This window comes from Actinoallomurus vinaceus, from assembly GCF_039542055.1.
In the GTDB taxonomy this organism is placed as follows: Bacteria; Actinomycetota; Actinomycetes; order Streptosporangiales; family Streptosporangiaceae; genus Actinoallomurus; species Actinoallomurus vinaceus.
This window is the reverse complement of the sequence record NZ_BAABHK010000031.1, coordinates 41,263-60,195: the sequence shown is the minus strand read 5'-3', so window position 1 is coordinate 60,195 and position 18,933 is coordinate 41,263. Positions and strand designations below refer to the sequence as shown.

Genomic DNA, 18,933 nt, shown 5'->3' with positions numbered 1-18,933 from the left:
GGCTTGAACCTCACGCGGCGTGAGGGTGCATCGTTGCCGTATGACCGCTTTTGCAACCTGGAAAGTGGGTCGGCTTGCCGAGGCCAGCGGGCTGACCGTGCGCACGCTGCACCATTGGGACGCCATCGGCCTGCTCAGCCCCTTACAGCGCACCACGGGAGGACACAGGGAATACACCGAGGAAGACCTCGTCCGTCTATATCAGGTGCTGGCGCTCCGTAGCCTGGGGCTGGCTCTGGACACCATCGCCGTCTGCCTCGACGCCGGGGTCGACCCGGCGCGGTTGGTCCGGGACCATCTGGCCGGAGTGGAGGCGTCCATCGCTGCGCTCGGTGTCCTGCGGGAGCGGCTCGTGCGACTCGGTGACGAGTTGTCGGCCGACCAGGCCCCGCCGGCCACGGCTCTGCTCGAAGCGCTGCGGGCGATCGGCGGCACCGGTCCGGAGGGCGAGCACACGCTGGGCCGCCACCTGGATGCCGACCAGATTCAGGTCCTGCGGACTCGTGCCGCCGCCCTGGGGCCGGCGATGCATTACCTGCTTGAGGTCGAATGGCCTGAGCTGTACCGCAGGGCCGAACGGCTCCGTACGGCTGGAACTCCTCCCGCTGATCAGAAGGTCCGCCGACTGGCGGCCCGCATGGATGAGCTGAGCGCGCTGTTCACCGGCGGCGATGCCGGTATTTCCGCCGGTGTACGGGCTGCCTGGCATGACGATCCAGCCGCCATGTCCGGAGACCCCGGTGCTCCGGCTGACGACTGGCGAGAGCTGGCCGACTACCTGGACCGCGCTCGCAACAGCCCCGCCTGACCGGCACGTGCTGGGGTCACCCCGTCATCTTCATTTGCCAAAGGAGTCTCGCCATGAACCGCCGAACCCGTATGCGCATCGCCCCGGCCTCAACGTTCCCCACTCTCCTGACCGTTCCGGTCATCTGCCTCCTGGCTGTGGTCGGCGCGGTGCCCTGGGCCGTTCTCGGTGCCCTGCCGTTTGCGCTCGTGGTGCACGCCGCCATCAACTTCTCCCGCCTGAAACCGAGGCTGTCGGAGGCCGGCTCCGGCCGCCCGAACACCGTGTGAGGGCGGACGGGGTCACGGCGACTGCCGTTTCGCAGAGGCGCGGCCGTGCGTCAGAGGGGGCGGCCGTGGGTGCGGAGTTCGAGCAGTTCCGGGGCGAGGATGACGACGGTGCGGCGCTGAAGTTCGATGAGCCGGTCGCGCTGGAGCCGGGCCAGAGCGCGGTTGATGGTCACGCGCGTGACCCCCAGGAGGTCGGCGAGGGCCTGCTGGGTGCCGGGGAGAGGTACACGGCGGCCTGGAGCGGCGGCCGCCTGGTCCAGTAGCCAGGCCGACAGCCGGGCCTCGGCGGGCAGCGTGGCCGTTGCCGTCAGGCGATCCTGCTGCCGCCGCGCGTATCCGGCGAGTGTCCGCAGCACGTGTGTCCGCACCGAGGACACGTCGTCGACGAGGGCCAGGAAACGGTCGCGCGGCAGGTTCCGTACGACGCAGGGCGTGAGGGCGGTCAGGGTGGCGGTGTGTCCTTCGCCGTCGATCACAGCGATCTTGTCCAGTGCGCAGGGCGCCGCCCAGTCCCCGAAGCGGATCACTCGCCCGGCGGCCGTCGCGGTGGCGGCGGCCACCCGGCCGCGCAACAGCAGCAGGAGGTGGCCGGCGGGATCGCCCGCGTTGCGCAGCACCTGCCCGGTCGGCACCGCCTGGGGTACGGAGTCGCGCCACAGCTGCCGCAGCGTCGCATCCGGGAGCGAGGCGAGCAACGGTACGGTGCTCAGCGACCGCCACTGCTCAGGTGTATCGACCGATACAGACCGGGTCACGCCGACGACCGTACCGTCAGCGGCATGCTGATCCTCGAACTCGCCTTCACCGACCACCCCGAACGGCTCGCCGCCCGCCCCGCCCACCGGCAGCTCTTGGCCCGCCTGCACGCCGAGGGGCGGCTCGTAGCTGCCGGGCCATGGGCGGACGACAGCGCCGCGATGCTGATCTTCGACGTGGACCGGCCGGGACTGGACGCGATCATGGAAGCCGACCCGTACTACAGCACGCCCGGGGTCCGCGTGCACCAGGTACGGGAGTGGAACCCGATCGTGGGACCTGGCGCGCCAGAGGCCTGATGGTCACACGGCCCCCGCCCTTGGCTCCGGTGTTCAAGGGCGGGGGACGCTCGGGGGTTATGCGCTGTGGTCGACCGTGGTGACCTCGACGCAGTTGCCGCCGTTCTGCCCGCTGCGGCTCGACTTGCGCCAATCGGCGATGCTCAGGTCCATCGTTCTTCTGCCGTCCTTCGGATGAACTCGATCGACTCGTGTTGGGGCATGGCGTGCGCCTTGATGGATTCCCACGCTTGTGAGAGGGCCGCCAGGTCGTCCCGGCTGCTCGTGACGATTCCTTTTACGGCTGTCTCCACGTAGGCCACGTCGTTCCCGTCGACGGTCGCGATGGTGAACGCTCCCAGGCTGCGGGGGTTCATTGACGAGCGTACAACTTGGATCGTAAGCCGAGGAGAGGCCGCATCGGCCAACGCCATGAGCTGCTGGTACATGACTTTTGCTCCTCCGCGCTCTTGGTAGAGAGTCGCTTCGTCGATCACGAAATACAGCGCGGGCGGCGCTTCGCGCTGCCGGATGGCCTGTCGCTCCATTCGCGCGGTGACCGCTGGCTCGTCGCCCGGGAGTAGTGCACTCGCGTAGTCCTCTGTCTGGAGGAGCCCAGGAACGATCGCCATCTCGAACGACCGGAGCACCGTGGCTCTCTTCTCTTCTTCCAGCCAGGGGCGGAACCAGCCCGGCAGGGATTCGCGGTCGAGTTGGTCGTACACGGCCATGAGGGCTCCGCGGGGGAGGCTCAGGGCCTCTTCGATCGAGAGGACCTGTTCGCTGCGGGGGCGGAGCTGGCCGGTTTCGAGGTTGCTGAGCCAGCCGTCGGAGTAGCCGAGGCGGTTGGCGAGGTCTTTTTGGAGTATTCCGGACGCGTCCCGATATGTGCGTACGAGGCGCCCGAGAGTGACGAGCGTCGGGCTCGAAGATCTGCCCATGACACCCCTTTCGTCGGATTTAACAGTGCTCCAGGCCTCTCCGGCGTGCATTGCTGGTATCGGCTCTGCCGCCGATGTTGCTTTCAGCGTACGGCCTATTGGCCATTCTGGGACTGAAATCAGCGACTTAGGAGCCGCCATGACCTCGCCGGATGAGCTCATGCGTGCTGTCGAGGAGTTCCGGAGCACTCTCGATTCGATTGGAACCGGGAGAGTGTCAGTGGCGGCCGACCTGACTCTTCTGGATCGTCTCGTACGGCGATATCCGGAGGCGGCTCGGAAGAGTCTGGAACTGTACGACGTCGCCATTCGCGAACGTTCCGCAGAGGGAAGGAATGATCATTGATGTCCTGGGAGGAGAAATGGCGGCCGTTCGGTGGCCTGGTGGCCGCGAAGCGACCCGGCATGCTGCGGTGGGAGCGCTGCTTCGCCGGAACGCCCGACCAGGTGGGCGCCGCCCGTACGTTCGTGACCCAGTTGTTCGCCGACGCGCCCATCGCCGACAACGCGGCATGGATCACCGGCGAACTGGCCACCAACGCCATCCGTCACTCGGCCTCCGGCCGTCCCGACGGGACGTTCACCGTCGCGTTGTACCGCTGGCCCACGTTCGGGGAGATCCACGTCGTCGACGCGGGCGGCCCGAAGGAGCCTCGGCTCCCGGAGCGGGACCCGGTTCAGGCCGCCATCGCCGAAGGGGGCGACCTTCCGGAGAGCGGGCTCGGCCTGTACGGCATCGGCGCGCTGGCCGGCCGCTACGGCACTTACCGGCACCGAGACGGCAGCCGGGTGGTCTGGGCCCGGCTGAGGTTCGCGCCATGAGGACTCGATCTCGCTCGCGGCGTGGATCAGCGGCCGGAGCCGACCGCCGACAGATTCCCGACGGCGTCGGCGTAGAAGGCCGATTCGGCCAGATGGAATGCGATCTGCCGGAACGTCCAGCCCTCACCGGGTGAATGGTCAAGCTGGTCAGGAGTCAGTGTGTTCAGCCGGACGGCCCAGATCCGGCCGAGCCGGGTGAGCCGGCTCCTGGCCTCGTCCAGGTCCTGGTCGGTGAAGGGTGCCAGGTCGCCGGGAGTGGTGCTCGCCGAGGCATGCCAGTGATCGGGGATCGTCCGGTCGCCGGCCAGCCGTGCCTCCAGCTCTGCGAGGTGATCGATGAGGTGATCGGTGACCCGCCGGATCGCCTTGTGCGGGGTGTAGATTCGCTCGCCGGCATGCATTGGGCGGCCGTCCCACGCCGTCCAGGTCGCCGCCAGCCCGAGAACGTGATCGATCATCGCCACCACGACCGAGGCCGGCTCGCGGGCATCCGTTCTCGGCACCTCATCAGACATCCTGGGACCTCCCTCTCACGAGGCCGAACGGCCACGGAGGCCAACGTAGCTCCGGGATATCTCGGCACCCATCGAAGCATGGACGCGTCGAACCCCCAGAGCATGCGGGCGCTCACAGCGAGGCCGTCTCTCCTACGGCTTCTTCCGGCGTGGTCAGATCGTGCCGAGTACGGGTGCGGCGAAGTCCATCACCATGCGCCGTCCAGCAGCACGTGGACCTGGGCGCCCAGGCGCGTACCGCTCGCGACGGCGTCGTCGACGGCTCGCCGGGTGCGTTCGGGTGTCATGACGTCGCGTCAGACGTTCTGGACGCGGCGGGCCGTGGCAACGAGATCTACCGGCAAACCGGGACCGGCACAGGCGTGATCGATCAACTGGCTTCGGTACGAGGCGTTCGGCAGGTGCGGTGCCAGTTCGAGGAGTTCGCTCAGTTCGGCGGCCGAGCCGGTGAGCCGTGTGCGGTACGCGAGCCGAGCCGCGCGGAGTGTGATCTCGGTCGGTTCCTGCTCCAACCCCTGATCGCACAGGCGGACCGCAGCGGCGAGGTCGCCCTGCTCGGCTCGCACATCGGCCAGGTCCAGATACAGCGACCAGTTGGACGGGTCCAGGGCAAGGGCGCGCTCGAATGCCGCGGCGGTCTGCTCCGGCCGCCCCAGCATCCGCCACGTACCCGCTCGCACGACTTCGGTCATCATGGTCCGCTCAACGGCGTCCGCCCGGTCGCACAGAGCAAGAGATGCATCGGTGAGGCCACACGCCCGTAGCAAGATCGCCATCTTGGCCAGCGCCTCCGGTAGCGGCCGGCGTGCGGAGACCACGTCGATGGCGTGGAACCATGGCTGGAACCGTTCCCGCATGGCTTCGGTGTCCAGATCATGGCCGTAGTCCATCGTCCGCATCGCGGCCTCGGCCAGCGCGTCTGCACTCACCGCGCCGAGAAACCGCTCATCGCTGAACCATGGGGCTCTGGCCCATGCGACGCCGGGCTGGAAGCCCGTGACCGACCCGATCGCCAACGCTGCGCCGTCCATGTCGTTCTCGAGGAAGCTGATGAACGACTGCACCAGTACCGTCTTCGGGGAACCGCCGTCATGGACGACGTCGGCCAGTTCGGACCGCTTGTCACGCCACAACTCGGCGAGCACCGCGTAGGGCTCAGGCTCCTGCGGTGCCGAGGCGATCGCATCCGCCAGATGACGCACAGCTGCCGCTGGGTTGCCTCCGCAGTGCGCCATCACCCGTGCAAGACCGATTCCGGCAGCCACCGCCCGATTCGACACCGTACGAGGGTAGCCCGACCTGCGCCGCGGGACCTGCTACTCGACGATCTTGATCGTCGTGACGACCTCCATAGCGTTCACTTCCAATTCGTTGCAACGATTAACGAAACGCTCGTTGCATTAAACTTCATAGTCACCGCAACGATTCTATCGCTCTCACCTGCATAGACTGCATTGCTTCGCAACTTGCTTGTTGCGTGACTTTGGAAAGCAACGTAGCGTTTCCAGTGTTCGAAACAACGAGCTGCAAGCGCAAGGAGAGCACGATGAACAAGTTCGACACCCCCGCCCCGATCGCCGCCGTCCTGGACGTCCCTGCCGGGCGCGTCACCTTCCTCGCCGGCGACCGGGCCGACACCACGGTCGAGGTCCTGCCCGCCAACGCCTCCAAGGGCCGTGATGTGAAGGCGGCGGAGCAGACCACGGTCACCTATGGCGACGGTGTCCTACGGATCCAGGCAGCGAAGAACGAGTACTTCGGTCCGTCGGGGGCCGTCGAGGTCACCATCCAGCTGCCCGCCGGTTCTCGCGTCGAGGCCAAGGCGGCCAGCACCGAGCTGCGGGCCGTGGGACGGCTCGGCGATGTCGCCTTCGACGGTGCGTACCGCCAGATCAAGATCGACGAGGCCGCGAACCTCCGCCTCACCGCGACCGACGGCGACGTCGAGGTCGGTCGGCTGGGCGGCCCCGGCCAGATCAGCACGGCGAGGGGTGACATCCGGATTGCCGAGGCCATGGGCGGCACCCTCACGCTGGTCACCCAGTCCGGCGACATCTCGGTCACCGCCGCCGCCGGTGTTTCGGCCGCCCTGGACGCCGGCACCTCCTACGGCCGTGTCAGCAACGCCCTGAAGAACGACGGCACCGCCGACCTGACCATCAGCGCGACCACCTCCAACGGCGACATCACCGCCCGCAGCCTGTGACCCGCAGCTCCAAAGGCAAGAGGGCCGCCAGACCGACAGGTCTGACGGCCCTGAACCATTTCACCCCTCAGGTCGGCCGGCTGTCTGCGTGTGGCACCGGCCCGGCTCCGGCGGCAGCGCGCGCACGCAGCGCGGTCAGGACCCCGGCGACCGCGGCGCCGGACAGGCCGAGGGCCTCGTCTCCGAGCGTGTCCCGGTAGATGCCGACCGTCTCCGGGGTGCCCATGATGAAGGTGAGGTACTCGGCCAGTTCCCAGAGGATCGCTGCGATCGCACCGAGCCCGGTGCAGCACAGCGCGAGCACGAACGGCGGCTGCGCCGGTCCGCGCCGGAGCCCCGCGCCGACCGCGGCGCCGAGCAGCGCCCAGTTGCCGAAGTGACACGCGTCGTCGAACCAGCTCACGCTGTCGTACAGGTCGGCGGCGTTGCCCGCGACGTCGATGACGAAGGGGGCGACGAGGAACACGTCCACGTCCCAGGGGTAGCGGACCGGACCGCGCAGACGCCGCCACACCGCCCAGGCCACCGGCACGAGCAGCGCGACGAGGGGATAGGCGATGGCGCGGGTGCCCATGGCCTTGTCGGCGAAGCGGTCCCAGTCGCGATGCGTGAGCGCGAACAGCAGCAGCCCGGCCAGCGCCGCCTTCGCCACGAGCGAGGAGGCGCGCCAGTACCGATCCGGGTCGGATCCGATCACCCTCATCCGGCTCAGTATCGCGTACGGCGCGCCGCGGGTCGGCTGGGGCCGTGCGGCCCCCGCCGGGATCTGGGGCGGCGCCCTGGCCGTCGGCCCACGTGGCCCCGCCCCAGGGCGATCAGCGGACCATGCGCCAGCACAGCCAGGTCGGCAGCCGGTACATCTCCCGGCGACCGGCCTTGACCGCAGCGATGATCAGGTAGATGAACTGCACCACGGCGAACACGAACATCAGCACGATCGCCAGGATCGCTACGACGGGTGCCTTGGCGGGGAGGCTGGTGAATGCGACCGCCACGCCGCAGGAGACCACGATCACGTAGCTCAGCGCCGCGTTGAGGGCTTGGGCGCTGTGGAACCGGGTGAACGGCGACTGATCCCTGCGGGCGAGGTAGACGACGAGCGGCGCGACGAAGCCGAAGGTGAGCTGGCCGAGGTAGGCCAGCAGCGGCCACATGGTGTCATCGCCCTGTTGCCCGTAGGGCGGAGGGTAGGCGCCTTGGCCGTACGGCGGAGGGTAGCCGCCCGGGCCGTACGGGGGCGGCGGAGCGCCGTACGGCTGGGGGCCCGGAGGGGTGAACCCAGGCGACCCGGCAGGGGGTTGTTGTTCGGGCGATGGTTCGCTGGGGTCGGTCATGGCACTCCTCCAGGAGGCGACGGGCCGCGTCGGCCCGGGGAACGGTCGCGCGTCGTCCCTCAGCGGCAGCGGCGAAGGTGCGCCGGTATCCGCGGTCGACGCGCGCAGGGATCGGAGCCCGGATCTCACGGAGGCGACGTTCTGCCCACGCCCACCGATTGGGAGCTTGAGGGAATTCGACCATCCCGCGCCTCCTGGGTATGCCTGCAGTCATTGCCGACCAGGCTTCCCGGCGCTCCAGAGCGCGATCTTACACTCCTCAAGATCAACACCATGCGGCAAACGTCACCTCGACCCGGCCCTCGCCGGATGCCCGGCCGTGAGCTCCACTCCGGCCTCTAGGGTTGGGAATCGTGACGATGGAGCGGTGGGCATTGGGCGGCGACCTGAGTGTCGCGCGGATCGGGTACGGCACGATGAAGCTGACCGGCTGGCCGCAGGGCGGTCGGCCGGACCGGGAGACGGCCCTGGCCGTGCTCCGCCGGGCCGTGGAGCTCGGGGTCAACCACCTCGACACCTCGAACTACTACGCGCGCGACGGGGTGGCGGCCAACGAGCTGATCCGGGAGGCGCTGTACCCGTACCCGGACGATCTGGTGATCGTGACCAAGGTGGGGGCGCTGGTCGAGGGTTCCGACATCGCCCTGCCCGCGTCGGAGATGACCGGGCTCACGCCCGGCAACCTGCGCCGCGGAGTGGAGGCGAACCTGCGTACGCTCGGCGTGGATCGCCTGGACGTGGTGAACCTGCGGATGGGTGACCTCGGCCGCTCCGGGACGTCCCTGGCAGCGCCCCTGGAAACGCTGCTCGCGCTGCGTGAGGAGGGCCTGATCCGCCACCTCGGCGTCTCGAACGTCACGGCCGAGGAGTTCGAGCAGGCCCGAGCGATCGCGCCGATCGCGTGCGTGCAGAACCTCTACAACCTGGCTCAGCGTGACGACGACCCGCTCGTCGACGCCTGCGCGGAGGCGGGCATCGCCTACGTGCCGTTCTTCCCGGTCGGCGGATTCCAGCCGCTGACGGCCGAGCACCTGGAGGCCGTCGCGGCCCGCCACGGGGCGACCGTGCCGCAGGTGGCCCTGGCCTGGCTGCTGGCCCGGTCGCCGAACATCCTGCCGATTCCCGGCACGGGCTCCCTGGAGCACCTGGAGGAGAACATCGCCGCCGCCGCGCTGCAGCTGAGTCCGGAGGACCTCGCGGAGCTCGGGTAGGGGCGAGCCGGTACTCAGCCCCGGGTGGCCGGTCGTTCGCCCAGTTCGGCCTGCGCGGTCGCGATGACGGCGGCCGGGTCGTCGGCGGGCCGCAGGCCGAAGTTCTCATCCAGCCAGGACAGGAACTTCTCGCGCTGAGGAGCCGGTTCGCAGGCGCGAAGGCCCACTCGGGTCTCGTCGCACCAGATCTCGGTGTCCGTGAGGCCGGCGATCAGTTGGAAGAACTCCCGGACGTTGCGGGCGACGACATGAGCGCCTGCCGTGGTTCCCAATGCCACAACGGGCAGGTCGGCGAGGTCGGTGCGGTCGTCGAGCCGCCACAGGGCGAAGAACGTGTCGCTGTCGTTGGTGGCGAACGGCATCAGATCGGCGGTGAGCTCAGGGTTCTTCAACCGTTCGTCTTCGTCGTCGTCGAGCAGCCAGAAGCCGTTCGCGAATCCGCCGCGGGCCACATTGTTGAACAGGTCGAGGAGGTTCAGCTCGTGGACCGGTGACCAGACCGCGTCCGGCATGATCGGGTGGATCCAGGCCGCCCATTCCTTTCCCAGTTCTGCTTGCGCGCCGTGGACGATGGCCCTCCAGTCATCGGCGGGCGTGATGCCGAACGTCTCCTTCAGCCAGGCGAGGTAGGGCTCGTTCTCCACCGGCTCATCGCACTCGCGGAGGCCGAAAGACTCCCAATCGATCCACGGCTCGCAGTCGGCAGGGATGGATGCGAGCAGACGGAGGAATTCCCGGAAGTCGCGGGCGACGACGTGGACCCCGCCTTCATCGCCCATGGCGACGACCGGCAGGGTGGCCAGGTCTTCGCGGTCGTCCTTGCGCCAGATCCCGTACAGCGAGCCACTGCCGTTGGCCTGCGCGAAGGAGATCAGCCCCTCCTCGATCTCCTTGCCGTACTCGTCCATCTCGAAGCCGTTGGCGAAGAAGTCGTCCTGGGCGTCGTCGAACTCCTTGAGAAGGTTGAGTTCGGGGATAGGGGAGAAGACGTCCGCCACAAGGGCCTCCGCTCATGATCGCTAACGGGATTGCGGAGGTTAGCACCGAGGGACGACAGGCAGTCACCGGTCAGCGGATGAAAGTGCGCGGCCGCGAGACGCGCGGTGCCGGCTGTTCTCGGCGGGCATGAGGAGCCGATCGATGTCCCTTGTCAGGTGCTTCCTGACGGCGTAAGGTGTCGCCTGACGCCGTCAGGAAACGCCTGACAGGGAGGGAGAGATGGATGTCGACTGTTACGGAGGGGTCCGTGATCGCAGCATGCTCGTTCTGTCTGAAGCCCAGCACCGAGGTCGGGACGCTTGTGGCCGGCCCCGGAGTGTTCATCTGCGATGAGTGTGTGGCCCTCTGCTCCATGCTGATCGAGGGAAAACCCGCCTCAGGCGGATCGCAACTGGCTCCCTGGGACCAGGTGGCCGACGCCGAGGAGGTGCTGGCGAACCTGCCGCGGGTCGCGGCCGCCGGAGCGCAGGTCGAACGCAACCTCGCCGGGTGGGTGCTCAAGGCACGTGCGATGGGCGTGACCTGGGCGCGCATCGGGGAGGCGCTGGGAATGAGCCGGCAGTCCGCATGGGAGCGCTTCTCCGGCGAGGAGTGAATCGGGTGTCGACGAGCCCGGGGCGATTTCAACCGCTGTTTGCGGGCGGAAGATGGGCGGCCAGCGCCGCTTCGAACTCCGGGTCGTGGCGGTCGGCTCTTCGGCGCTTGTAGATCGAGCCGTCGACGAAGTTCTCATCCGCGCGTAGCGCCTCGACGGTCCGCGCGACCTCCGCCGGCTCGGCGACGAGCCCCACGCCCAGGCCGTAGTGGCAGTAGGCAAGGCCCCGCACCGCGCCGGGCTCATGCGTGTCGAGCACGGCCCAGCCCTGCTCTTCGTCCCACTCGAGGTCGACGTAGACGGTGTTCTCAAAGCGCCCGCCCCAGAACTGCGAGGAATCAAGGCCGATCCGCATGGCGCGCTTGGACTCGCTCTGCGGGATGGCCAGGTCTCCTTCGACCTCGATGGCGAGCGCCTGGAGTTCGCGGATGACCGCCTCGCCGTAGCCGCGATGATCGGTGCGTCCCTGTCCGGCCATGAGCTCATGATCACAGTGACGCCGATCAGCGACAACGGATTTCCTGCGGTACGGGCGCCGGTCAGCGGACGAAAGGGGTGGCCGGGTCGGGGACCTCCGAGAGAAGGCGGCGGGTGGTGGACAGGCCCCAGTCGTCGAGGTCGGCGATCCGGTCGGAGGAGGCGCGCAGGCCGCCGTACCGTTCGACGGTCCGGGCCCACTCCTCGCGGCGTTCCACGGCCGGGCGGGCGATCAGGCAGTCCGGGTCGTTGACCCAGAACCGGCCGTGCTGCCACGCGCGGCCGACCGTGGTGGTCGTGGCGGCGCGCTGGGACGGGCGGGACATGTCCCCTCCCGCCGGCTCGTACGCGGGGTCGACGTCGGGGGAGACGCGCATCGCGTCGACCAGGCCGACGCTCGGCAGGATCGGCGCCCCGCAGCCCAGCACGTACGACTCGGGGCCGACCGCCTCGCGGATCACCGACAGGCCGTGCCGGTAGGCGTCGAGGCCGCCCAGTGCGCCCGCGTACAGGAAGTCCAGCTTGAAGTAGTCGAAGCCGCACGAGCGGAGCGTCCCGAAGATCTCCCGTAGGTGGTCCTCGGCGCGTGCGATGTCGAGTCCCCGCAGGTCCTGGTCCCAGTTGTGGCCGGCGTCGCCGGTCAGCCAGTCGGGGCGGACGCGGGAGAGGCGGCTGCGGGCGCCGACGAGGAACGGGGCGATCCAGATGCCGGGCTGCCGTCCGGCCTGGCGGATGCGGTCGGCGAGGCGGTTCAGGGAGGTGAACCGGCCGGAGTAGGCGAGCCAGTCGCCGATCTCGGCCTGCCAGCCGTCGTCGATCTGGATGACGTCGATGGGCAGGTCGTGTTTCCCGGCGGCGTCGAGGTTCTCCAGGACGTCGTCCTCGGTGACCGCGCCGAAGTAGTGGTACCAGGAGCACCAGGCCGTGGGCGCCCGGCGGGGCGCGCCCGCCCCCGTACGGGCCGCGAAGCCGTCCGCCCACGCGGCGAGTGCCGACTCGATCGATCCCTCGTGGACCGTCTCCTCGATCTCGCCGTCCGCCTCGACCACCAGGGTTCCGTCGGCGTACGTCGCCCGGATCGACGGCACCTCCGTACGGCCGTCGGGCGCGGCGTACACGCGGACCGGGCCGCCGTCGCCCGGGTCGACGGCGAGCAGGCCCTCGCCCTGGAAGCCCCGCTCCGGTCCGGGGCGGTCCGGGCGCCAGCACATCGTCTGCATCACCGGCTCCACCGGGCGGTGGCTCGTCCCGGTGACGGGATACGTCGTCGTGGGACTCCAGCTCTGCCAGCCGTGCTCGTACACCCGGCCCTTTTCTGGATCAACCTTTGGTCGCGCCACCGGTGAGGCCCTTCACGAAGTGCTTCTGCAGTGCGAGGTAGAAGATGAGCACCGGCAGCGTCGCCAGGAACATCAGGGCGAAGACCGTGCCGAAGTCGGCCTGGTACTGCCCGATGGCCCGGTAGATGCCGGTGGTGATCGTGGTGCCCTGGCCCGGTCCGAGGATGACCAGGGGGTCGATGAAGTCGTTCCAGATCCACACGCCGAGGAAGATCAGCACGCTGGCGGTGGCCGGGCGCAGCAGCGGGAAGACGATGCGCCAGAAGATCTGGAACCGCCCGGCGCCGTCCATGGCCGCGGCCTCCTCCAACTCGACCGGGATCGAGCGGGTGAAGCCGGTGAAGACGAACACACCGAAGGGAACGTAGTAGCCGACGTTGAACAGCACGAGGCCCTGGATCGTGGTCATCAGGTGCGCGAACCGCAGCACCTGCGTGATCGGGATCAGGATGACCTGCGGCGGGATCATCAGGCCGCACAGCAGGAGCAGCGTCAGCCATCGTCCCCAGCGGCTCTTGCTGCGGGCCAGGTAGTGCCCGAGCATCGCCGACAGCACGGTCAGGATGATGATCGACAGCCCCGTGACGACGACGCTGTTGGTCAGGCTGACCCAGAACAGCCGGTCGGGGCGGGTGAGCACGGCGGTGATGTTGTGCAGCGTCGGCGGGATCGGCAGCGACGCCGGCGACTTGGCGATCTTCGGGCCGGGCTTGATGACGTTGACGCACACGACGTACAGCGGCACGAAGAAGATCGCCGCGACGGCGGTCGCGACGAGCGGCCGGATCGAGCGCCTCACAGGCTTACCTCCCGCTTCTGCAGGATCCGCAGCGCGACCGCTGAGGCGACGGCCACGATGATCAGCATGACGATGGCCATCGCGGAGGCGTAGCCCTGGCGGTTCGCGTTGAAGCCGGTCTGCAGCACGTTGAAGGCGATCGTCGCGGTGGTGCCGGTGCCGGGACCGCCGTTCGTGATCACCTGGATGTGGTCGAACGCCTTGAACCCGGTGATCAGCATGACGATCGTGTTGATGGTCAGAGCCGGGGCCAGCAGCGGCCAGGTGATCTTCCGGAACCGCTCGACCGGCCCGGCGCCGTCGATCTCCGCAGCCTCGTGCAACTCCTGCGGGATGCCCTGCAGCCCGGCCAGGTAGACGACCACGCAGAAGCCCAGCATCTGCCAGGACAGGATCGCGCCGACGGAGTACAGCGCGTACGACGGGTCGGACAGCCAGCCCGGCGGATGGGAGATGCCCACCCCGCGCAGCGCCTGGTCGACCAGGCCGTCGTCGGCGAGCAGGCGGGTCCAGATGATGCTGACCACGACCGAGCTGAGCACGACCGGCGTGAAGAACACGCTGCGCAGCGCGTTGTAGAGCCAGCCTCGGCGGTCGAGCAGCAGGGCCACGCCCAGGCCCAGGACGTTCGGGACGATCACCACGATGAGGGTCAGGATCGTCGTGACCTTCAGCGAGGTGAGGAACTCCGAATCCGTGAACAGGTCCTTGTAGTTGCTCAGCCCGACGAACCTCGTCTTCGGCCCGAACGGGTTGTAGTTGGTCAGGCTGTAGCCGACGCTGACGGCGATCGGCGCCAGCACGAAGCAGACATACACCAGCACGCCCGGCGCGCCGAAGGACAGGAAGTGCCACACACGCGGCCAGACCGGCCGCCGGCGGCGGGGGACCGCCGGCGAGCCGGTCCGCGTGGGCGGACGCGCCACTTCGACCGCCACGTCAGGAGGCCTTCTGCCATTCGGAATCGAGGAACTTTCCGACGTCGGACGCGCTCTTGCGTCCCGTCACCAGGTCGCCCATGGAGGCACTCCACTGGTCGGCGACGCCGGGCAGCATGCCGTCGTCGCCGGCCTCGAAGCCGAACGCCGGGACCACGGCGCTCTGGGACTCGGCCTGCTTGAACATGTCGTAGCCGGTCTTGAAGACGGGCCCGGAGTTCGCCGGCGGGGTGTACCCCTTGATCGCCGGGAAGAGGCCGTCGTTCTTGGTCGAGGCGTCGAGGTTGGTCTTGTCGAGCTGGTACGCGAGCGCGAACTTCTTGGCCGCCTCCAGGTTCTTGGAGTGCGCGTTCACCAGCAGGCCGCCGCCGGTGAAGGTCGGGACGACGAGCTTGCCGTCGTCGGAGGGCCAGAAGAACTGCCCGATGTCGAAGGAGGGCTTGGTCTTCGGGTCGTCGGCCGCCGCGGCGAACCAGTTGCCCATCGCGTACATCGCGCCCTTGCCGGACAGGAACGCCGCCTGGGTCGCGGCGTAGTCCTGCGACAGCATCCGCTTGTCGATGTAGCCCTTGGACGCGAGGTCGGAGAGCTTGCCGGCGGCCTTCACGTAGTCCGGGTCGGCGAACTTCACCTTGCCGGCGCGCCGGTCGTGCATCCAGTTCGGGTTCTTGGCGTACAGGTCCGTGCCGAGGATGCCGGCGAACGTCGGGCCGAGCGCGTCGTGGATGTCCTTGCCGCCGCCGACCACGAACGGCGTGATGCCCTTGGCCTTGAGCTTCTCCGCGTCGGACATCATCTCGCCGTAGGTCTTCGGCGGGGTGGCGATGCCGGCCTTGGCGAACAGGCTCTTGTTGAAGTAGACGACCGGGACCGTCTGGCTGTTGGCCGGGAGCTGGTAGATCTTGCCGTTCACCGCGCCGTTGTTCGGGTAGGTGAAGTCCGTCAGCTCGTTCGGCTGCCAGGCGTACAGGTTGCCGGACTCGGCGAACCCGGCCGGCGAGACGGCGATCATCACGTCGGGGAGCTGCCCGGAGGTGAGCAGCTGCTTGGCGTACGCCGTGCGGTCCTGCGTCGGCGAGACCAGCTTCTTCACCGAGATGTCGGGGTACTTGTCGGTGACGCGCTTGATCGCCGCGTCCCAGACCTGCGGGGTCTGGTTGGGCGTCTCGAACACCAGGAACGTGATCTGTTTCTTGCCCTTGCCCCCGCCACCGCCGGAGTCGTCCTTGACCGAGCATCCGGTCATCGCCGCGGCGGCGAGCACGGCCGCCGTCCCCAGCGCGATGATTCTCTTCACTGCGTCACCCTTCTCCCGCCAGGACAGCGGAAAGGGTCAAGACGTCCGACCTCTAGACCCGCTCCGCCCAAAGAGAGCCTGCTGAACTCAAGACTTGGCACCTATTGGTAGGACCACTTGATACTTGTGGTGCGGGTCACTGTCAAGGGTTATTGGAAAGGTCCCTGCTAAATCCGGCCGCGCCCGATCACCCTGCGGCGCGCAGGCGCTCCGCCGCGTCCTCGGGGCGGATGTCGTTGACGAACGCGCCCATGGCCGCCTCCGAGCCGGCGAGGTACTTCAGCTTCCCCGCCGCCCGTCTCGAACTGAACAGCTGAAGGTGCAGGTAGGCCAGGTCGCGGTCGCGGGACACGGGGGCCTGGTGCCAGGCGGACACGTACGGCATCGGCACCCCGAACAGGCCGTCGAGGCGCCGCAGCACGTCGACGTACAGCAGGCCGAAGGCGTCGCGCTCGGCCGCGGTCAGCGCGGGCAGGTCCGGAACCTTCCGGTGCGGGAACAGGTGGACCTCGTACGGCCAGCGGGCGGCCTCGGGGACGAACGCCGTCCACAGGTCGTTGCCCGCCACGACCCGTACCTCCGCCGCCCGCTCGTCGGCCAGCACCTCGGCGAACAGGTCGCCGCCCGTACGCTCGCGGTGCGCGCGGGCGAGCTCCAGCATCCGCTCCGTCCGGGGCGTCACGAAGGGGTAGCCGTAGATCTGGCCGTGCGGGTGGGCGAGCGTGACGCCGATCTCGGCTCCGCGGTTCTCGAAGCAGAAGACCTGCTCGACGCCCGGCAGCGCGGACAGCTCCGCGGTCCGGTCCGCGCGGCGGGAGGCCTGCGTACGAGGGGAAGCGGTTCTCGAAGACGACGACGTCGTAGTCGGACGCGGGGATCTCGGACGGCCGGTCCGGGGTGGACGGGCACAGCGGGCACTGGTCGCTCGGCGGCAGGTGCGTCCGGTCCTGCCGGTGCCCGGCGATCGTCACCCACTCGCCGAGCAGCCGGTCGCGGCGCAGCTCCGACGCGCGCGGCGGGGGCGGCAGCGTACGCGTGTCGACGGCCGCCCGGACCGCGTCGTCGCGCCGGTCGAAGTAGATCAGCTCCCGGCCGTCCGCGAGCCGGATCGACGTGCGCTTCATCCAGAGCCCTTCCCGCTCATGCGGCTCATCCGGCGACCTTCCCGCTCATGCGGCGCACTCGGCGCTCATGCGGCGCCTTCCCGTTCACGCGGTGCGCTCCGCGCCCATCCGGCGCTCTCCGCTCATGCGGCGCCTTTCCGTTCGCCCGGAGTGCTCCCTGCTCACCTGGAGCCCTCGTCGGCAGGTGTCGGCCCGGCGTCGACGATGACCAGCTCGCCGACGGCCTCGGACAGGCCCTTGCGGGCGTCGTCGCCGATCCCGGAGTCGGTGATGAGCACGTCGGCGTCGGCCAGCCGGGCGATCGTGCTCAGGCCGACCGTGCCCCACTTGGTGTGGTCGGCGAGGACCGCCAGGCGGCGCGCCGACCCGACCATCGCCCGGTCGGTCTCGGCCTCCATCAGGTTCGGCGTGGTGAACCCGGCGCGGGTGCTCATGCCGTGCACGCCCAGGAGGAGCAGGTCGACGTTGAGGGAGCGGATGGCGTTGACCGCCACGGGGCCGACGAGCGCGTCCGAGGGGGTGCGGATGCCGCCGGTCAGGACGATCGTCTGGTCCACGCGCGCGGCGCGGTAGAACACGTCGGCGATCTGCACCGAGTTGGTGACCACGGTGAGGTCCGGCACGTCGGTCAGGTGGTGGACGAGGGTCCACGTGGTGGTGCCGGCGGACACGGCGATCGCCGTTCCGGGCCGTACGAGCTGGGCGGCGCGCCGGGCGATGGCCTCCTTCTCCTGGCGCTGCCGCACCGACTTGGCGGCGAAGCCGGGCTCCTCGGTGGAGGCGGTGCCGACCGTGGTCGCGCCGCCGTGGACCTTCGTCACGAGCCCGCGCTCGGACAGCACCTCCAGGTCGCGGCGGATCGTCATGTCGGAGACGCCGAACTCCCGGACGAGGTCGGCGACGCGGACGCCGCCGCGCCGCTGGACCAGCTCAAGGATCGCCTGTTGCCGCTGCTGGGCGAGCATCGTCCCCCCTTTTGTCGCGTCGGGCCCGGTTCGCGCCAGGGCACGAGCGTCCCGCTTCGAAACGACAGATGTCAACACTACTCAACACGTTATCGAATCGAGTCTTGTTGGTTCGTGTTGGGAATGATACGAAAGCAATCACTTGGTAACACAGCAGCAACTCGGGGGCAGCCGGATCAGACCAGCACCGGAAGGAAGGCAGAGCATGGCGCGAACACGCACGCTCGGCGGCGCCCTCATCGCGATCGCCGTCGCCCTCGGCCTTACCGCCTGTTCGTCAGGCAAGGAGAGCACCTCCACCAACACGAGCAAGAAGGTCTCCGGAAAGATCTCGATCGCCTACCTGCAGAAGCAGGGGGACCAGCAGTACTTCATCGACGAGGCCCAGGGCGCCCAGGCCAAGGCCAAGCAGCTGGGCGACGTGGACGTCAAGGTCGTCAACCTCGGCAACGACACCAGCAAGGCGGTCTCGGAGACCCAGGCCGCCATCGCACAGAAGACGACCGGCGTGATCATCGTTCCGCCGGACCCGGCCGTGGGCCCGCAGATCGTGCAGACGGTCGCCGCGGCCAAGGTGGCCCTGCTGTCCAGCGACGACCAGATCTGCAAGACCGGTACCGACCCGTCGAAGTGCCCCAAGGACCAGCTCGTGCCCCGCGTCGGCTTCTCCGGAACCCAGATGGGCACCCAGGTCGGGCAGCGCGCCGGGGAGGAGTTCAAGAAGGCGGGCTGGAAGGCCGCCGACACGGCGATCATCGCCGCCTGGAAGCAGGACGTGACGGTGTGCACCGACCGGGTGGTCGCCGCCCAGTCGGCGTTCGAGCAGGCGGCCGGGACCAAGGTCCGCGTCGTCAAGGTCGGCACCGACAACACCCCGCCCGACGCGCAGTCCAAGACCTCCGCGGCCGTGTCCGGGAACCGCTCGGTCAAGCACTGGGTCGTCTGGGGCTGCAACGACGAGAACGTCTCGGGCGCCGTCAACGCCCTCCAGAACGCCGGGTACAAGGCCGCCGACATCGACGGCGTCGGCCTCGGCGCGTACCTCGCCTGCAAGGACTGGGGCTCCGGCAAGCAGACCGGGATGAAGGCCGCGCTGTTCATCAACGGCTACGACGTCGGCGGGCTCGCCGTCCAGACGATGGTCGACTACCTCCGGGGCGGCAAGGCCATGCCGCAGGAGGCCTTCGCCCCCACCAAGATGGTCGACCCGACGAACTGGAGGCAGTCCGGCGTGAAATGCACCTGATCCACTGCGGATC

General features: G+C 68.9%; 22 protein-coding genes and 1 pseudogene. 8 read left to right on the top strand and 15 right to left on the bottom strand.

Annotated elements, in window-relative coordinates; genetic code table 11:
- The first annotated feature begins 40 nt into the window (after window positions 1–40).
- Together ABEA24_RS51630 and ABEA24_RS51625 are read left to right on the top strand one after the other, a co-directional pair.
- On the top strand, window positions 41–808 hold the full coding sequence (locus tag ABEA24_RS51630; RefSeq protein ID WP_345443886.1) for a MerR family transcriptional regulator: 768 nt from the start codon (window positions 41–43) through the stop codon (window positions 806–808).
- 53 nt (window positions 809–861) lie between these two features.
- Complete coding sequence (locus tag ABEA24_RS51625; RefSeq protein ID WP_345443883.1) at window positions 862–1,077, top strand: hypothetical protein; 216 nt, start codon at window positions 862–864, stop codon at window positions 1,075–1,077.
- A gap of 50 nt (window positions 1,078–1,127) precedes the next feature.
- Here ABEA24_RS51625 and ABEA24_RS51620 read toward each other — a convergent pair whose 3' ends face one another.
- Entirely contained in the window at window positions 1,128–1,832 is a 705-nt protein-coding gene (locus ABEA24_RS51620; RefSeq protein ID WP_345443881.1) for a Crp/Fnr family transcriptional regulator, read from the bottom strand.
- Between the two features lie 24 nt (window positions 1,833–1,856).
- On the opposite strand from ABEA24_RS51620, the gene ABEA24_RS51615 reads away from it, so the two are divergent.
- A complete protein-coding gene (locus ABEA24_RS51615; RefSeq protein ID WP_345443878.1) occupies window positions 1,857–2,132 on the top strand; it encodes a YciI family protein in 276 nt (91 codons plus the stop codon).
- Window positions 2,133–2,189: 57 nt separating this feature from the next.
- Here the strand turns inward: ABEA24_RS51615 and ABEA24_RS51610 are convergent, their stop codons facing one another.
- A complete protein-coding gene (locus ABEA24_RS51610) occupies window positions 2,190–2,285 on the bottom strand; it encodes a DUF397 domain-containing protein (RefSeq protein WP_345443876.1) in 96 nt (31 codons plus the stop codon).
- Complete coding sequence (locus tag ABEA24_RS51605) at window positions 2,276–3,103, bottom strand: helix-turn-helix domain-containing protein (RefSeq protein ID WP_345443873.1); 828 nt, start codon at window positions 3,101–3,103, stop codon at window positions 2,276–2,278. The genes ABEA24_RS51610 and ABEA24_RS51605 overlap by 10 nt, the downstream gene beginning before the upstream one ends.
- A 294-nt stretch (window positions 3,104–3,397) precedes the next feature.
- Between ABEA24_RS51605 and ABEA24_RS51600 the strand changes: the two genes are divergently transcribed.
- Entirely contained in the window at window positions 3,398–3,874 is a 477-nt protein-coding gene (locus ABEA24_RS51600) for an ATP-binding protein (protein ID WP_345443870.1), read from the top strand.
- 26 nt (window positions 3,875–3,900) lie between these two features.
- Here the strand turns inward: ABEA24_RS51600 and ABEA24_RS51595 are convergent, their stop codons facing one another.
- Both ABEA24_RS51595 and ABEA24_RS51590 read right to left on the bottom strand, forming a co-directional pair.
- A complete protein-coding gene (locus tag ABEA24_RS51595) occupies window positions 3,901–4,389 on the bottom strand; it encodes a hypothetical protein (protein ID WP_345443867.1) in 489 nt (162 codons plus the stop codon).
- A gap of 296 nt (window positions 4,390–4,685) precedes the next feature.
- The gene (locus ABEA24_RS51590; protein ID WP_345443864.1) at window positions 4,686–5,669 is read right to left on the bottom strand and encodes a tetratricopeptide repeat protein; all 984 of its coding nucleotides are present in this window, start codon (window positions 5,667–5,669) and stop codon (window positions 4,686–4,688) included.
- A gap of 266 nt (window positions 5,670–5,935) precedes the next feature.
- Here ABEA24_RS51590 and ABEA24_RS51585 point away from each other — a divergent pair, with 266 nt between their 5' ends.
- Window positions 5,936–6,595 (top strand): DUF4097 family beta strand repeat-containing protein, encoded by a 660-nt coding sequence (locus tag ABEA24_RS51585; protein WP_345443861.1) that lies wholly within the window; start codon window positions 5,936–5,938, stop codon window positions 6,593–6,595.
- 67 nt (window positions 6,596–6,662) lie between these two features.
- Here ABEA24_RS51585 and ABEA24_RS51580 read toward each other — a convergent pair whose 3' ends face one another.
- Together ABEA24_RS51580 and ABEA24_RS51575 are read right to left on the bottom strand one after the other, a co-directional pair.
- The gene (locus ABEA24_RS51580; RefSeq protein ID WP_345443858.1) at window positions 6,663–7,298 is read right to left on the bottom strand and encodes a DUF2238 domain-containing protein; all 636 of its coding nucleotides are present in this window, start codon (window positions 7,296–7,298) and stop codon (window positions 6,663–6,665) included.
- Between the two features lie 112 nt (window positions 7,299–7,410).
- Window positions 7,411–7,929 carry a DUF4870 domain-containing protein gene (locus ABEA24_RS51575; RefSeq protein ID WP_345443855.1) on the bottom strand — a complete coding sequence of 173 codons (519 nt, stop codon included), beginning with the start codon at window positions 7,927–7,929 and terminating at the stop codon, window positions 7,411–7,413.
- Window positions 7,930–8,288: 359 nt separating this feature from the next.
- On the opposite strand from ABEA24_RS51575, the gene ABEA24_RS51570 reads away from it, so the two are divergent.
- Complete coding sequence (locus tag ABEA24_RS51570; protein ID WP_345443978.1) at window positions 8,289–9,140, top strand: oxidoreductase; 852 nt, start codon at window positions 8,289–8,291, stop codon at window positions 9,138–9,140.
- Between the two features lie 14 nt (window positions 9,141–9,154).
- Here ABEA24_RS51570 and ABEA24_RS51565 read toward each other — a convergent pair whose 3' ends face one another.
- Window positions 9,155–10,138, bottom strand: a complete 984-nt coding sequence (locus ABEA24_RS51565) for a hypothetical protein (RefSeq protein ID WP_345443852.1) — start codon at window positions 10,136–10,138, stop codon at window positions 9,155–9,157.
- A gap of 224 nt (window positions 10,139–10,362) precedes the next feature.
- On the opposite strand from ABEA24_RS51565, the gene ABEA24_RS51560 reads away from it, so the two are divergent.
- Entirely contained in the window at window positions 10,363–10,734 is a 372-nt protein-coding gene (locus tag ABEA24_RS51560; protein ID WP_345443849.1) for a ClpX C4-type zinc finger protein, read from the top strand.
- A gap of 28 nt (window positions 10,735–10,762) precedes the next feature.
- Here the strand turns inward: ABEA24_RS51560 and ABEA24_RS51555 are convergent, their stop codons facing one another.
- The 7 genes and pseudogenes from ABEA24_RS51555 to ABEA24_RS51525 all read right to left on the bottom strand — a co-directional run bounded on the left by ABEA24_RS51555 (window position 10,763) and on the right by ABEA24_RS51525 (window position 17,674).
- Window positions 10,763–11,212 (bottom strand): DUF6292 family protein, encoded by a 450-nt coding sequence (locus ABEA24_RS51555; protein WP_345443847.1) that lies wholly within the window; start codon window positions 11,210–11,212, stop codon window positions 10,763–10,765.
- Between the two features lie 61 nt (window positions 11,213–11,273).
- Window positions 11,274–12,551, bottom strand: a complete 1,278-nt coding sequence (locus tag ABEA24_RS51550; RefSeq protein WP_345443844.1) for a glycoside hydrolase family 36 protein — start codon at window positions 12,549–12,551, stop codon at window positions 11,274–11,276.
- Window positions 12,532–13,350, bottom strand: a complete 819-nt coding sequence (locus ABEA24_RS51545) for a carbohydrate ABC transporter permease (protein ID WP_345443841.1) — start codon at window positions 13,348–13,350, stop codon at window positions 12,532–12,534. Before ABEA24_RS51545 ends, ABEA24_RS51550 begins: the two co-directional genes overlap by 20 nt.
- Complete coding sequence (locus ABEA24_RS51540; protein ID WP_345443838.1) at window positions 13,347–14,288, bottom strand: carbohydrate ABC transporter permease; 942 nt, start codon at window positions 14,286–14,288, stop codon at window positions 13,347–13,349. Before ABEA24_RS51540 ends, ABEA24_RS51545 begins: the two co-directional genes overlap by 4 nt.
- Before the next feature lies 1 nt (window position 14,289).
- Window positions 14,290–15,585, bottom strand: coding sequence for an extracellular solute-binding protein (locus ABEA24_RS51535; protein WP_345443835.1), 1,296 nt, complete (start codon window positions 15,583–15,585; stop codon window positions 14,290–14,292).
- Between the two features lie 187 nt (window positions 15,586–15,772).
- Window positions 15,773–16,709: pseudogene (locus ABEA24_RS51530) on the bottom strand (galactose-1-phosphate uridylyltransferase).
- 161 nt (window positions 16,710–16,870) lie between these two features.
- A complete protein-coding gene (locus tag ABEA24_RS51525) occupies window positions 16,871–17,674 on the bottom strand; it encodes a DeoR/GlpR family DNA-binding transcription regulator (protein WP_345443833.1) in 804 nt (267 codons plus the stop codon).
- A 205-nt stretch (window positions 17,675–17,879) separates the two neighbouring features.
- Between ABEA24_RS51525 and ABEA24_RS51520 the strand changes: the two genes are divergently transcribed.
- The gene (locus tag ABEA24_RS51520; protein WP_345443830.1) at window positions 17,880–18,920 is read left to right on the top strand and encodes a substrate-binding domain-containing protein; all 1,041 of its coding nucleotides are present in this window, start codon (window positions 17,880–17,882) and stop codon (window positions 18,918–18,920) included.
- Window positions 18,921–18,933: the final 13 nt, after the last annotated feature.